Annotated in this window: 12 protein-coding genes and 1 pseudogene; 2 read left to right on the top strand and 11 right to left on the bottom strand. The window is 65.7% G+C overall.

What is annotated here, in order from left to right:
- Positions 1-10 precede the first annotated feature (10 nt).
- Positions 11-403, top strand: coding sequence for a Na+/H+ antiporter subunit G (locus QO259_RS02665; RefSeq protein ID WP_207031577.1), 393 nt, complete (start codon positions 11-13; stop codon positions 401-403).
- Between the two features lie 56 nt (positions 404-459).
- On the opposite strand, the gene hemH is transcribed toward QO259_RS02665, so the two are convergent.
- Positions 460-1,443 (bottom strand): ferrochelatase, encoded by a 984-nt coding sequence (hemH, locus tag QO259_RS02660; RefSeq protein WP_285951685.1) that lies wholly within the window; start codon positions 1,441-1,443, stop codon positions 460-462.
- 114 nt (positions 1,444-1,557) lie between these two features.
- Here hemH and QO259_RS02655 point away from each other — a divergent pair, with 114 nt between their 5' ends.
- Positions 1,558-3,120 (top strand): cryptochrome/photolyase family protein, encoded by a 1,563-nt coding sequence (locus QO259_RS02655; protein ID WP_285951684.1) that lies wholly within the window; start codon positions 1,558-1,560, stop codon positions 3,118-3,120.
- 136 nt (positions 3,121-3,256) lie between these two features.
- On the opposite strand, the gene QO259_RS02650 is transcribed toward QO259_RS02655, so the two are convergent.
- The 10 genes and pseudogenes from QO259_RS02650 to rnr all read right to left on the bottom strand — a co-directional run bounded on the left by QO259_RS02650 (position 3,257) and on the right by rnr (position 13,137).
- Entirely contained in the window at positions 3,257-3,559 is a 303-nt protein-coding gene (locus QO259_RS02650; RefSeq protein ID WP_035472366.1) for a DUF6482 family protein, read from the bottom strand.
- Between the two features lie 169 nt (positions 3,560-3,728).
- Positions 3,729-5,501, bottom strand: coding sequence for a bifunctional diguanylate cyclase/phosphodiesterase (locus QO259_RS02645; RefSeq protein ID WP_285951683.1), 1,773 nt, complete (start codon positions 5,499-5,501; stop codon positions 3,729-3,731).
- A 112-nt stretch (positions 5,502-5,613) separates the two neighbouring features.
- On the bottom strand, positions 5,614-5,907 hold the full coding sequence (locus QO259_RS02640) for a hypothetical protein (RefSeq protein WP_035472372.1): 294 nt from the start codon (positions 5,905-5,907) through the stop codon (positions 5,614-5,616).
- 28 nt (positions 5,908-5,935) lie between these two features.
- A complete protein-coding gene (gene dnaB / locus QO259_RS02635; RefSeq protein ID WP_035472375.1) occupies positions 5,936-7,321 on the bottom strand; it encodes a replicative DNA helicase in 1,386 nt (461 codons plus the stop codon).
- A 246-nt stretch (positions 7,322-7,567) separates the two neighbouring features.
- The gene (rplI, locus tag QO259_RS02630) at positions 7,568-8,014 is read right to left on the bottom strand and encodes a 50S ribosomal protein L9 (protein ID WP_035472378.1); all 447 of its coding nucleotides are present in this window, start codon (positions 8,012-8,014) and stop codon (positions 7,568-7,570) included.
- A 16-nt stretch (positions 8,015-8,030) separates the two neighbouring features.
- The gene (locus QO259_RS02625; protein ID WP_285951682.1) at positions 8,031-8,882 is read right to left on the bottom strand and encodes a hypothetical protein; all 852 of its coding nucleotides are present in this window, start codon (positions 8,880-8,882) and stop codon (positions 8,031-8,033) included.
- Positions 8,883-8,911: 29 nt separating this feature from the next.
- The gene (gene rpsR / locus QO259_RS02620) at positions 8,912-9,139 is read right to left on the bottom strand and encodes a 30S ribosomal protein S18 (RefSeq protein ID WP_035472385.1); all 228 of its coding nucleotides are present in this window, start codon (positions 9,137-9,139) and stop codon (positions 8,912-8,914) included.
- A 23-nt stretch (positions 9,140-9,162) separates the two neighbouring features.
- On the bottom strand, positions 9,163-9,576 hold the full coding sequence (rpsF, locus tag QO259_RS02615; protein WP_035472388.1) for a 30S ribosomal protein S6: 414 nt from the start codon (positions 9,574-9,576) through the stop codon (positions 9,163-9,165).
- Between the two features lie 314 nt (positions 9,577-9,890).
- Positions 9,891-10,712, bottom strand: coding sequence for a 23S rRNA (guanosine(2251)-2'-O)-methyltransferase RlmB (gene rlmB, locus QO259_RS02610; RefSeq protein WP_207031587.1), 822 nt, complete (start codon positions 10,710-10,712; stop codon positions 9,891-9,893).
- Positions 10,712-13,137, bottom strand: a pseudogene (rnr, locus tag QO259_RS02605) (ribonuclease R). The gene rlmB and the pseudogene rnr overlap by 1 nt, the downstream one beginning before the upstream one ends.
- Positions 13,138-13,427: the final 290 nt, after the last annotated feature.

Genomic DNA, 13,427 nt, shown 5'->3' with positions numbered 1-13,427 from the left:
AGAGCCAATCATGCTGGACACGCTGCTCGAGGGAGCGATCGCCTTCATGCTGATCGCCGGCGGAATCTTCGCCTTCATCGGCTCGCTGGGCCTGACCCACCTCAAGGACTTCTACATGCGCCTGCACGGGCCGTCGAAGACCACCACCCTGGGAGTGGGCTGTACCCTGATCGGGTCACTGATCTTCTTCAGCCAGGAGAACGGCCCGGTGATCCAGGAGCTTTTGATCACCATCTTCGCCTTCATCACCGCACCGGTATCGGCGCACATGCTGGCCAAGAGCGCGCTGCACCACAAGCTCAAGCCGGACCCGCGGACCCGCGGCAATCCGCAGGAGCTGGAGAGCGACCGGCCCAAGCATACGGTGGAAGAAGCGCCCCAGGGCAACTCGCCGCTGCCCTGACACAAGAACGGCGCGCTGGTGCGCGCCGTCGATGGCCACCTGGCTGCCGCGCGGGATCACCAGCCCGCGGTGTTCTCCGCCACCAGTTGGCTGAGCAGATGGATATGCTCGGGGCGATCGTTGAGCGCGGGGATATAGCGATAGCGCCCGCCTCCAGCCTCCTGGAAGTACTCGCGGTTCTCGGCGTCGATCTCTTCCAGGGTCTCGAGACAGTCGGCGGCGAACGCCGGGCTGATCACGTCGACACACTCGGTCTTGTCGGCCCCCCACTGCTTGAGCGTCTCGTCGGTGTAGGGTTTGAGCCACTCTTCGCGGCCGAAGCGCGACTGATAGCTCTGGAACCAGCTACCCTCCTCGAGCTCCAGCGCCTCGGCGAGCAGTGCGCTGGTGCGCTGGCAGTGGCGCCCGTAGGGGTCGCCGTTGTCGACGTAGCGCTTGGGGATGCCGTGGTAGGACATCAGCAGGCGCCCGCGGTCACCCTGGGTCTCCCAATGCTCGCGCACGCTGGCGGCGAGCGCGGCGATATAGTCCGGGTGGTCGTGGTAGTGATTGACGAAGCGCAGCTGCGGCAGGTGCGGGCAAGGGGCCAGCGCCTTGGCCAGACGCTGGAAAACGGCACCGGTGGTGGTGCGCGAGAACTGCGGATAGAGCGGCAGCACCAGGATCTTGTCGACTCCGGCATCGCGCAGCGCCAGCCCGGCCTGCTCCATGCTCGGCTGACCGTAGGTCATCGCCAGCTCCACCGGGATCGCCTCGCCAGTGCGCTCGGCCAGCGCCGAGGCCAGCGCGCGCTGCTGGCGCCGCCCGATCGCCAGCAGCGGCGAGCCCTCCTCCTGCCAGACCGAAGCATAGGCCTTGGCCACCTTGGGCGGGCGAATGCGCAGAATCACCCCGTGCAGAATCGGCCACCACAGCCAGCGCGGCGCGTCGATCACCCGCGGGTCGCCCAGAAACTCCGCCAGATACTCTCTTACCGCCTTGGCCGTGGGCGCCGCTGGCGTTCCCAGATTGACCAGCATGACTCCGTAACGGGCCGCCATATCCTCTCCTTGTCTGCCGATACCTTCACCTGGCGACAGTCTACCACTCCCGCCTTGCTTAACCGCGATTAACTTATACGATGAATACCATGTGTATAAGTCATGGATAAGATCATGTCGCGCCCCCTGATCCTGATACTCGGCGACCAGCTCAGCGAGACGCTCGACGTCCTCACCCAGGCGCCGGACGATGCCCTCATCGCGCTGTGCGAGGTCCACGCCGAGGGCGAGTACGTGCCGCACCATCCGCAGAAAATCGTGATGCTATTATCGGCGATGCGCCACTTCGCCGACACCCTGCGCGACAAAGGGTATCAGGTGCACTACAGCGCGCTCGACGACGACGACAACCGCCACGACCTGCTCGAAGAGGCGGAGCGCCTGGCCGAGGCCTATGCCTGCGACGAGATCCGCGTCACCCATCCCGGCGAGTGGCGGCTGTTCGAACGCATCCAGCGCCGCGGCACCCGCTGGCGGCTCTACCCGGACAACCGCTTCTACTGTTCGATCGATGCCTTCGGCGAGTGGATGGCAGGGCGCAAGCGCTTTCGCATGGAAGATTTCTACCGTCACATGCGCAAGCAGACCGGGCTCTTGATGCAGGCAGACGAGCCAGCCGGCGGCCAGTGGAACTTCGATCATGACAACCGCGCGCCGATCGATCAGGGTCTCGACTTCCCCACCCCACCGCGTCACCGCATGGACGCCACCACACAGGCGGTGGCCGAGCTGGTAGCGACGCACTTCGGTGAGCATTTCGGTACGCTCGAGGGCTTCAACTGGGCGGTGACCCGGCGCCAGGCGCTGGGTGATCTGCGCCATTTCCTCACGCATGCGCTGGCCGACTTCGGCACCTACCAGGACGCTATCAGCGACCGCGAGCCGCTGCTCTACCACTCGCGTCTCGCCGCGGCGATGAACATCGGCCTGCTCTCGCCACAGGAGGTGTGCGAGGCGGTGGAGACAGCCTGGCAGGAAGGGCGCGCGCCGATCAACGCCGCCGAGGGCTTCATTCGTCAAATCCTCGGCTGGCGCGAGTACGTGCGCGGCATCTACTGGCAGCGTATGCCCGGCTACAAGCAGGAGAACCGGCTCAACGCTCGTCGCGGCCTGCCGGCCTTCTACTGGAGCGGCGACACCGACCTGCGCTGCCTGCAGCGGACGATCGAGATGACCCGCGACAACGCCTATGCGCACCATATCCAGCGGCTGATGGTGACCGGCAATTTCGCCCTGCTGTGCGGCGTCTCTCCCGCCGCCCTGTGCGACTGGTACCTGGCGGTCTATGCCGACGCCTTCGAGTGGGTCGAGCTGCCCAATACCCTCGGCATGACCCTCTATGCCGACGGCGGCTATCTCGGCTCCAAGCCCTACTGTGCCTCGGGAAAGTACATCGACCGCATGTCGGATCACTGCCGTCACTGCCGTTACGACGTCAAGCAGGTGACCGGCGACGACGCCTGCCCGTTCAACAGTCTCTACTGGCACTTTCTGGAGCGCCATCGCGAGCGGCTCAAGGGCAATCAGCGCATGAAGCTGATCTATGGCAGCTGGGACAAGATGGCGCAGTCGCGCCGCGAGGCGATCCTGACGCAGGCGAACGCCTTCCTCGACCGCCTGGATACCGAGCCGCCGTATGGCCGCGGCGAGCATGCCGAGGGTTATCGGCGCCGCTGATACGCGCGCACGCCACCGCTATCGGGCAAGCCCTCGTCGACTTGCCGCGGTGAGTGTGTGAAGCGTTGGATCGATTGGGATCGAGGCGCGGATTTAGCGCCGGAGCGAGCGCTCTGGGAAGCGGTCAGCGAAGCGCTCAGAAGACCAGCGGCATGCGTGATAGCAACGGATCGTGATAGTGCGGCTCGTGGCCGACGATCTCGTCGTTGGCGACCTGCTGGACGAGATAGGCACGGTGGATACCGGCCTGCTTGAGTTCCCCGTAGACATCGTCGAGTGCGCGGAACAGCATCGGCTTGCCGCGCCGTGTCAGCACCTGCGTCGAGCCATCTTCCGGCTCCACCATCACTTGGTAGTAGCGGCTACCGGCGTGGGCGATGACGCGAATCTCGAAGTTGTCGTGATCGCGGGAAAAGCGTGTGAGCTCCTTGAGGTCCATGGTTCCCTCCTGTTCGGGTTGCATGTGCGAATACGGTGTCCAGCCATCCCTGCTGGACACCCGACTGGCGTGGCCTGGCTGGCCTCGCGCATCCTGACCATTAGGTCGGATTCTTGTTAAGACTATATGTCAGCGGCGACATTTGCAGCACAAAAACGTCACCCTAGGATCACCGCTGCGGGTAGCGTTGCTCGCCGCGCAGTCGCACCACCACGCGCCCGTGGGGGGCCCGCTTGGCCGCGCTCTTGAAGCGGCTCCAGAGGTCACCGAAGCTGTCGATGTGGGCGTCAGCCGGCACCTGCAGCGCGGTGATCGACAGCCGCGTATGCGGGAAGAAGCGCAGTTGGTCGAAGCGATCCTTGGCCTCGAAACCGCCGGCGAGGCGCTCGGTCTCCGGCAGCAGCTCGAGGCTCTCGGCGGCGAAATTGTGCTGCAGCCTGGCCAGCCGCCGGTGCAGGCCAGCGGCGCTATCGAGCAGCATGATGAAGTCGTCACCGCCAAGATGGCCGAGAAAATCCTCACGCTCTACGCTTTCGCTCAACACCCGCGCCAGGGTCAGGATCATCTGATCGCCCAGGGCATAGCCGAAGCGGTCGTTGAATGGCTTGAAGTGATCGAGATCGAGATAGCAGGCGACGAAGGGCTTGTTCTGACGCTGATAGTGCTCGAGCGCGGCGCGGATCGGCCGGTTCCCCGGTAGTTGCGTCAGCGGATTGGCCTGCCGCGCCAACTGCACCTGCTGCTCGGTGAACAGCTGCAGCAGGTTGATGACATGCCCGATGCCCAGATAGCGGCCAGCGTCGGTGATGATGAAATCCTCATCGCGCATCGACTCGTCACGGCCGGTCACCTTGCGCGAGACCTGCTCCAGGGGCTCGCCCGCTTCCACACAGAGTGCGCGCCGCTGCATCACCGTTTCGACCGGCTGACGGCCGTGCAGATCGAAGCCGTAGCGCTTGCCCAGCAGCGCCATCAACTGCTGACGCCCGAGTAGACCGAGCGGCTGACGACGCTGGTCGACCACCGCCAGCGCACTGGCATTCGGCAGGCGGCTGAAACACTCCGCCGCCTCGGCTATGCTCGTTCCGGCGCCAAGTGTCGGCAGCGCCACGCAGAGGCGGCGGATTTCGGTCGTCGAGGCACTTTGGCGGCGCGCCGCGGCCAGCGCGGTCAGTTGCGCCTCCAGCTCGGCGCGCTGATCCTGCGGTGCTGGGCTGGGCCGCGCGAACAGCCAGCCCTGATAGAAGTCGGCCCCCAGCTCCACCAGCGCCTGCAGCTCGCCCTCGCGCTCGACCCCTTCAGCGACCACGCGGCTACCCAGACTGTGGGCGATATCGATGATCGAACGCACGAAACGGCGCTTGACCCTGTCGTGGTCCAGGCCGCTGACGAAGTGACGGTCGAGCTTGACGTAATCGGGATTGAGCTGCGACCACAGGCGCAGCCCGGCATAGCCGTCGCCGAGGTCGTCCAGGGCGATGGCGAAACCCATCGTCTGGTAGTGCTGGGCCGCTTCCGCCATCAGCCGCGGCTCGATGCCCGGCGACTGCTCGGTGATCTCGATCACGATCTGCTGCGGGCTCAGACCGTGCGCTGCCAGCAGCGCCACGGTCTGGCCGCCGATATGCGCAGGATCGATCAACACTTCGGGCGTGACATTGAGAAACAGCAGCTCGCTGAGCCCGGTGGCGACCCAGCTCTCGACCGCTCGCTCGCGACAGAGCCGCTCCAGCGGTGCCAATTGGCCGGCCTCGCGGGCGGCGCAGAACAGCGGCAACGGCGAGGCGTAAGGCGACCCCTGGGGGCCGCGTGCCAGCGCTTCATAGCCCAGCACGCGAGCAGTCGGCACGCTGACGATGGGCTGGAAATGCATGCGCAGATCGCGCGCGTCGAGCAGACGCTGAAGCGCGGGAACGGCGGGCACATTGGTGGCAGAGTTCATGTCTGCCAGCGTCGCAGCAGCACATGACAGAAAGATGACAGCAGGCCCGCCAACAGGCCTCGCCGCCGTTCGGCGCGCCCGGCATGAACTCTGCCGGGCGGCGGGTCGGAACTTACTGGTACGCGGAGGGGTCGATCGCCTTGCCCAGGGAGTTGCGGTCGATCCAGCGCCCCGCCTTGGCTTCCTTGTAGCGGAATACCACACGGTCACCCACCACCACCGGCAACTCCGCGTCTTCGGTCTGGTAGCTGTAGAGTTCACCGTCCACGGTCAGCCAGTGCCGATAGAGATCCGGCATGCCCAGCCACTCCTTGAACGGCCCCTCGCGTTCGAGCTTTTCCAGTTGCCCGCGAACCTCGATCTTGGGGACGCGCTGGCGTCGCCCACGCTGAAAACCGCCTGCCATAGGTGTGACTCCTCAAACCGTTGATGCGTTACTCGTAATGCTGGCCATAGCTGTCCGGGGCCAGGTCCTCGAATCGGGTGTACTTGCCGATGAACGCCATGTGTACGGTGCCGATGGGGCCGTTACGCTGCTTGCCGATGATCAGCTCGGCCAGCCCCTTGTTGTCGGGGTTATCGCTATTGTAGACCTCGTCACGGTAGACGAAGGCGATGACGTCGGCGTCCTGCTCGATGGCGCCGGACTCGCGCAGGTCCGACATCACCGGGCGCTTGTTGGGGCGCTGCTCGAGCGAGCGGTTGAGCTGCGACAGCGACACCACCGGGCAGTTGAACTCCTTGGCCACGCCCTTGAGCGAGCGCGAGATCTCGGAGATCTCCGCGGTGCGGTTCTCGGATAGCCCCGGCACCTGCATCAGCTGCAGGTAGTCGATCATCACCAGCCCGATGTTGCCGTGCTCGCGGGCGATACGCCGTACCCGCGAGCGCAGCTCGTTGGGCGACAGCGCCGGGGTATCGTCGATGAACAGCTGCTTGTCCTTGAGCAGGTTGACCGCCGAGGTCAGCCGCGGCCAGTCCTCGTCCTCGAGCTGGCCGGTCCTCACTCGGGTCTGGTCGATCCGCCCCAGCGACGACAGCATACGCAGCATCAGCGACTCTGCCGGCATTTCCATCGAGAACACGATCACCGGCTTGTCGCCGGCAACCACCGCATGCTCGACCAGGTTCATGGCGAAGGTGGTCTTACCCATCGACGGGCGCCCGGCAATGATCACCAGATCCGACGGCTGCAGCCCCGAGGTCATCTCGTCGAGATCGCGGAAGCCGGTCGAGATACCGGTCATCTGGCCCTTCATGTTGAACAGCTCGTCGATCCGATCGACCGCCTTGGTCAACAGCTGACTCATGCCCTGGGGGCCGCCGAACTTGGGCCGCGACTCGCTGATCTGGAACACCAGCCGCTCGGCCTCGTTGACCAGCTCGTCGGAGGCGCGCCCATCCGGGGAGTAGGCGCTGTCGGCGATCTGACGCGAGGCCTGGATCAGCTTACGCAGGGTGGCCCGCTCGCGCACGATATCGGCATAGGCACGAATGTTGCCCGCCGAGGGCGTGTTGCGCGCCAGCTCCGCCAGGTAGGCCAACCCGCCCACGCTCTCGAGCTGATCGCGCCGCTCCAGCGCTTCCGACAGGGTGACCACGTCGAGCGGCTGGGTCGCCTCGGCCAGCTCGGCCATGGCGTTGTAGGTGAGCCGGTGCTCCTGACGGTAGAAGTCGTCCGCCACCAGTCGCTCGGAGACCGTGTCCCAGCTGGAGTTGTCGAGCATCAGCCCGCCCAGCACCGACTGTTCCGCCTCCAGCGAGTGCGGCGGCAGCTTGAGCTTGGCCGTCTCTTGATCGTTATCGACGCGTTCGTTCATGCCTGACCATCACCCTCGACAATCCGCTGGCGGAGCTTGCCGCACATTATTTGGCGCACACGATTTGCCCCAAACGATTTGCCGCACATTCTACCCAGCCGGCGCAGCGGCTCGCCACGCCCAGCGCTGCCTCGTGGCCGTGCCGGCCCCTCGCGACACGCGCTCATGGGAGACACGCGCCCATGAAAAAAGGCACGTGGGGCCTGGGCCCCACGTGCCTTGAGCGTCGCTGCGCGGGGAGACCGATTACTCGGCAACCACCACGACGCGAACGCTGGTGCTGACTTCGGCGTGCAGCTGCAGCGCGATGTCGTATTCGCCGGTCTGGCGAATCGGACCTTCCGGCATGCGCACTTCGCTCTTGGCGACGTCGAGACCGGCCTGGACCAGCGCTTCGGCCAGGTCGCGCGGCCCGATGGAACCGAACAGCTTGCCTTCATCGCCCGCTTTGGCGACCAGCGACAGTTCGATCTCGGACAGCTGTTCGGCACGGCTTTCGGCTTCTGCCTTGCGTGCAGCGGCCTGAGCTTCGAGCTCGGCACGCTGGGATTCGAACGCAGCGACGTTGTCCTTGGTGGCCGGCACGGCGAGGCCGTAAGGCACCAGGTAGTTGCGGCCGTAGCCGGGCTTGACGGTGACCTTGTCACCCAGTTCGCCAAGCTTGCCGATGTTATCGAGCAGAATGACTTCCATTCTCGTGAACCTCTCGTCAATCACTGCGTGTCAGGCGACCGCGAAAATCCGCGAAGGTATCCACCAGTGCCAACAGCAGTACAATCAAAATCGTGGGCCAGGTAGTCAGCAGCAGCGCATAGAAGCCGACCAGCCAGAACCCGCTCATTCCCTTCACACCGATCAAACCATGAACCAGCGCCACGCCGGCCACCAGCAGCGGCACCCAGGCCAGCAGGCTGGCGGCAGGCACCGCCAGCAGCATACCCAGCGCGGTCGCACCGAGTAGCAGCGCCAGCTGACCGCGCGACAGTTTCAAGGCGTGAAACTCCGTGCGGAAACCGCCGGGGTTATAAAGCCCCGCCTGCCAGCTGCGGGCCAGGGCCAGACAGCCAATGCTCACCATCAGTACCACCAGACCGGTGACCCCGCCGATGACCAGCGCGGCCATCTGCTGGGTATCCACGCCCTGGGCCGAGAGCCGGTCCAGCATGCTGGAGACTTCGGTCGAGCTGCGCCGCAGCTCGTCGAGTAGCGGGCCGGCACCGCCGGCGGGCACGAAGATGCCCAGATGGACCAGCACCATACATACCGCAGTGCCGGCGAGCAGCGTATCGGTCCAGCGCATCCGGGCCCGCAGCACGGTGGCCATCAGCGCCACCAGCAGAATGCTCGCCAGCGGCACCGAATCGCCCTCCATCCACCACCAGCCGGCGGGGATGGCGGCAGCGATCAGCACCGGCGCGGCGCTGGTGAGGCCGCGCCGCAGCGTGACCAGCCCGGCGACCGCGGCGCTGAACCAGAACAGCCAGGGCACCAGCGCCGTCAGCGCTGCCACCCCTACCGCCTGCGGCGTACCGCGCATGATCCAACGGGCCAGTCCCAGCATGACGCCTCGCTATGGTTATCCGGGCCGGATTACTGGTGGCTGTCGGAGTACGGCAGCAGTGCCAGATAGCGCGCGCGCTTGATGGCGGTAGACAGCTGACGCTGGTAACGCGCCTGGGTACCGGTAATACGGCTGGGAACGATCTTGCCGGTTTCGGTGACGTAGGCTTTCAGCGTATCGATGTCTTTGTAGTCGATGTACTTCACGCCTTCGGCGGTGAAGCGGCAGAACTTACGACGACGGAAAAAACGTGCCATGTGAGTCTCTCCTCGAGCAGTGATCAGTTGTCTTCGGTAGCGGTTTCGGAACGCTCGGAACGCTCACGGTCGCCACGCTCGGAGGACTTGTCGTCACGACGACGGCTGCCCTTGTCGTCGGCCGGCTTCATCATCGGCGATGCTTCGGTGACGGCTTCCTTGTTGCGCACGATCATGCTGCGGATGATGGCGTCGTTGAAGCGGAAGATGTTCTCGATCTCATCGAGGGTCTCGCCGCTGCACTCGACGTTCATCAGCACGTAGTGCGCCTTGTGGATCTTGTTGATCGGGTAGGCCAGGTGGCGACGACCCCAATCTTCGAGACGATGCACGGTGCCGCCGTTTTCGGTGACGAGGCTGGTGTAGCGCTCGACCATGGCCGGAACCTGCTCGCTCTGGTCCGGGTGGACCATGAACACGATTTCGTAGTGACGCATGTTAGCTCCTTTCGGTTTGGCAGCTTCTGCGGGGTGATCGCGGTTACGCGCACCGCGAGAAGCAAGGAGTCGATTCCGGATCGCGCAAGCCCGCCACGCGCCGGATATTCGGACCTGTGAACGCCTCGCCGCCCCGTTGCCGGAACGCGCGAGCGCGGTTCTGCGAGCAGAGCCTGCCCACAGAACCGCGTAATTGTAGAGATCGAGGCGGCCATGCGCAACCGCCGATGCCGTGACGGCAGCCACGAATGCGGGCCGGGGATCGGGCGGCGCAGAGATGGCGCCGCGACGAAGTGATGCCGCGAGAGGGGCCCTCAGCCGCGCGCGGCGTGGCGCTGGCGCACCACCTCGAACAGGCACACGCCGGCGGCGACGGAGACGTTGAGACTGGTCACCTGCCCCTGCATCGGCAGCTTGACCAGCGCATCGCACGCTTCCCGGGTGAGACGCCGCATGCCCTTACCCTCGGCGCCCATCACCAGCGCACAGGGGCCGCTGAAGTCGGCCTCGAACAGCAGCGTGTCGGCCTCGCCGGCAGTGCCGGTGATCCACACCCCCTGCTGCTTGAGCTTCTCCAGACAGCGCGCCAGATTGGTCACCTGGAACACCGGCACGCTCTCCGCCGCGCCGCAGGCGACCTTGCGCACCGTGGCGTTGAGCGGCGCCGACTTGTCCTTGGGCACGATCACTCCGTGCACCCCGGCGGCATCGGCACTGCGCAGACAGGCGCCGAGATTGTGCGGATCGGTGATGCCATCGAGGATCAGCAGCAGCGGCGGGGTCTCCCCCTGCCACTGCTCCAGCCGCCACCACAGCGCGGTCTCGTTCTCGGCCACCAGCGGCGGGCAGAAACCGACCACCCCCTGATGCGCCGCCGGCCCCGATAGCGCATCGAGCACCTCGCGGGTGACCCGCTTCAGCTCGCAGCCGGCGGCATGCGCCTCGGCCAGCAGATCGTCGAGACGCTGCTCGGCGTGCCCCTGCTGGACCCACAGCACCCGCGGCGGCTGCTCACGCGCGAACAGCGCACGCACCGCATGCACGCCGTAGACCGGCTCCAGGCCGTCGGGGGTGCGCGGGCGCTCGACCGCTGGCCGCGACTTGCGCGCACGCTCGCGCTGAGGCCCCCGCGCCATCAGCGCTTACCGCGCCGCGGACCGCGCGAGCGGCGCTGACCGCCGCTGCTGTCGTCACCGCCGCCCTGGCGCTCACGCTTGCCCGGGCGCTGCTTGCGCTTGCGCGGCGCCTGCTCGCTGGACGCCTCGCTGGCACCGCCGCCATCGGGTTTGCGCGTGCGCGGCGTCTTGCGGTGGCGCGGCGCGGCATCGGCGAGATCGAAATCGATTTTGCGGTCATCGAGATCGACCCGCGCCACGCGCACGGTGACGCCATCGCCCAGACGGTAGGCAACGCCGCTGCGCTCGCCCTTGAGGCGGTGCTTCTCGGCCTCGTAGTGGTAATAGTCGGAGGGCAGCGAGGTGACGTGCACCAGCCCCTCGACGTAGACGTCATCGAGGCGCACGAAGATCCCGAACTGGGTCACCGAGGCGATGGTGCCCTCGTAGGTCTCGCCCACCTTGTCGGAGAGGAACTCGCACTTGAGCCAGTCGGTGACGTCGCGGGTGGCGTCGTCGGCACGCCGCTCGGTCATCGAGCAGTGCTCGCCCAGCTCCACCATCTGCTCGAAGGTGTAGGGACACCAGGTAGTCGGCTTCTCCACCGGCGCGCCCTCGGCGCGCATCACCGTCTGGGTTTGGCGCGGGCCGCGGATCACCGAGCGGATGGCACGGTGCACCAGCAGGTCGGGGTAGCGGCGGATCGGCGAGGTGAAGTGCGCGTAGGCCTGATAGGCGAGACCGAAGTGGCCCTCGTTGTGCGGCGAATAGACCGCCTGGCTCATCGAACGCAGCATCACCGTCTGAATGATGTCGGCGTCGGGACGATCCTTGATCGCCTCCCGCAGCGCCTGATAATCCTTGGGCGAGGGTCGTCACCGCCGCCCAGGGTGAGGCCCAGCTCGCCGAGGAACACCCGCAGATTCTCCAGGCGCTCGCTGGCCGGCGGCTGGTGCACGCGGTAGAGCGCCGGCAGATCGTGCTTGTCGAGGAAGCGCGCGGTGGCCACGTTGGCCGCCAGCATGCACTCCTCGATCAGCTTGTGGGCGTCGTTGCGAGTACGCGGCACGATCTTCTCGATCTTGCGCTCGTCGTTGAAGACGATCTGCGTCTCGGTGGTCTCGAAATCGATCGCCCCGCGCGCCTCGCGGGCCTGACGCAGCACCTTGTAGAGCGCATGCAGGTTCTCCAGCGACGGCACCAGCTCGCGGTAGCGCTCGCGCAGCGCCTGCCCTTCCTCGCTGTCACCCTCGTGCAGCATGGTGCCGACATCGGTGTAGGTGAGGCGAGCATGGGAGCGGATCACCGCTTCGTAGAACTTGTAACGGCTGATATTGCCGCTCTGCGAGATGTTCATCTCGCACACCATGGTCAGGCGATCGACGTGCGGGTTGAGCGAGCAGAGGCCGTTGGAGAGCAGCTCCGGCAGCATCGGCACCACCTGGCCGGGGAAGTAGACCGAGTTGCCGCGCACGTAGGCTTCGTTGTCGAGCGCGCTACCGCCGCGCACATAGTGGGAGACGTCGGCGATGGCGACGATCAGCTTCCAGCTGCCGGACTTGGTCTTCCACGCACACACCGCGTCGTCGAAATCCTTGGCGTCCTCGCCGTCGATGGTGACCAGCGGCGTATCGCGCAGATCGATGCGCGCACGCTTGTCCTCTTCCAGAACTTCGGCGGAGATACCGGCGATCTGCTGATCCACTTCGGGCGGGAACTCTGCCGGGATATCGTGGGTGCGGATGGCGATGTCGATCTCGAGCCCCGGGTCCATGCGCTCACCCAGCACCTCGACCACTTCGCCCACCGGCTGCTGGCGGGTCTCCGGCTGGCGGGTGATGTTGACCGAGACGATCTGACCATCCTTGGCGCCCTGGCTGGCGCTGTGCGGGATGATCACTTCCTGGCTGATGCGCGAATTCTCCGGGATCAGCACTGCGAACTCGGGGGAGTTCTGACGGAAGACACCGACCAGGGTCTGGGTGTTGCGCGCCAGCACCTCGACGATGGTGGCCTCGTCGCGCCCGCGGCGGTCGCGGCCGCTGACCCGCGCCAGCACCACGTCGCCGTCGAACACCCGGCGCATCTGGCGCGGCGGCAGCACCAGGTCGGGTTTCACGCCATCGTGGCGGATCAGAAAGCCCATGCCGTCGCGGTGGCCCTGAACGCGCCCCTTGATCAGGTCGAGCTTGTCGATCAGCGCATAGGCGCCCTTGCGATCGCGCAGAATCTGTCCGTCGCGCTCCATCGCGGCAAGACGACGACGTACCGCTTCCAGCTGGTTGTCGTCCTCGAGCCCGAGCATGGCGCTCATGTTCTCATGGGTAATCGGCTTGCCGTACTCCTCGAGCCGGGCGAGCAGGTACTCGCGGCTGGGTACGGGATTGTCATATTTTTCCGCTTCACGAGCCGCGTGCGGATCGTCGTCCAACGTCCAATGAGTCATGCAGCCATCGTCCTTGCTTCAGGGTGGGAGTCACGCGGCGGGCGGCAATTGCCGTTATTTACTTTATGGGTCATGCGTCAAGTATAGCGGTCACGCCTCTCCGACCCAACCACCGGCGGCGTTGCCAGCGTGGGAAGCCGCAGACGGCATCCAGCCGCCGCCGCGAGTGCAGCCCGAGAAAGGCCATGGCGATAGCGGTTTACGCTACTGAAAGGTGCCGGAAAGAGATCGTGAAAGGTTTATCGACAAGGGCTTGCATTCGATCGCAGAGCCGGTATTATACACCGCGC

Origin of the sequence: Salinicola sp. JS01, assembly GCF_030284585.1 — a bacterium.
In the GTDB taxonomy this organism is placed as follows: Bacteria; Pseudomonadota; Gammaproteobacteria; order Pseudomonadales; family Halomonadaceae; genus Salinicola.
Note: the sequence above shows the minus strand (reverse complement) of the source record. Positions and strands in the feature narration are given on the sequence as shown.

Excerpts from the sequence above, each read along its gene's own strand:
- QO259_RS02665 (WP_207031577.1), top strand. The coding sequence starts at position 11 with ATGCTGGACACGCTGCTCGAGGGAGCGATCGCCTTCATGCTGATCGCC.
- hemH (WP_285951685.1), bottom strand. The coding sequence starts at position 1,443 with ATGGCGGCCCGTTACGGAGTCATGCTGGTCAATCTGGGAACGCCAGCG.
- QO259_RS02655 (WP_285951684.1), top strand. The coding sequence starts at position 1,558 with ATGTCGCGCCCCCTGATCCTGATACTCGGCGACCAGCTCAGCGAGACG.
- QO259_RS02650 (WP_035472366.1), bottom strand. The coding sequence starts at position 3,559 with ATGGACCTCAAGGAGCTCACACGCTTTTCCCGCGATCACGACAACTTC.
- QO259_RS02645 (WP_285951683.1), bottom strand. The coding sequence starts at position 5,501 with ATGAACTCTGCCACCAATGTGCCCGCCGTTCCCGCGCTTCAGCGTCTG.
- QO259_RS02640 (WP_035472372.1), bottom strand. The coding sequence starts at position 5,907 with ATGGCAGGCGGTTTTCAGCGTGGGCGACGCCAGCGCGTCCCCAAGATC.
- dnaB (WP_035472375.1), bottom strand. The coding sequence starts at position 7,321 with ATGAACGAACGCGTCGATAACGATCAAGAGACGGCCAAGCTCAAGCTG.
- rplI (WP_035472378.1), bottom strand. The coding sequence starts at position 8,014 with ATGGAAGTCATTCTGCTCGATAACATCGGCAAGCTTGGCGAACTGGGT.
- QO259_RS02625 (WP_285951682.1), bottom strand. The coding sequence starts at position 8,882 with ATGCTGGGACTGGCCCGTTGGATCATGCGCGGTACGCCGCAGGCGGTA.
- rpsR (WP_035472385.1), bottom strand. The coding sequence starts at position 9,139 with ATGGCACGTTTTTTCCGTCGTCGTAAGTTCTGCCGCTTCACCGCCGAA.
- rpsF (WP_035472388.1), bottom strand. The coding sequence starts at position 9,576 with ATGCGTCACTACGAAATCGTGTTCATGGTCCACCCGGACCAGAGCGAG.
- rlmB (WP_207031587.1), bottom strand. The coding sequence starts at position 10,712 with ATGGCGCGGGGGCCTCAGCGCGAGCGTGCGCGCAAGTCGCGGCCAGCG.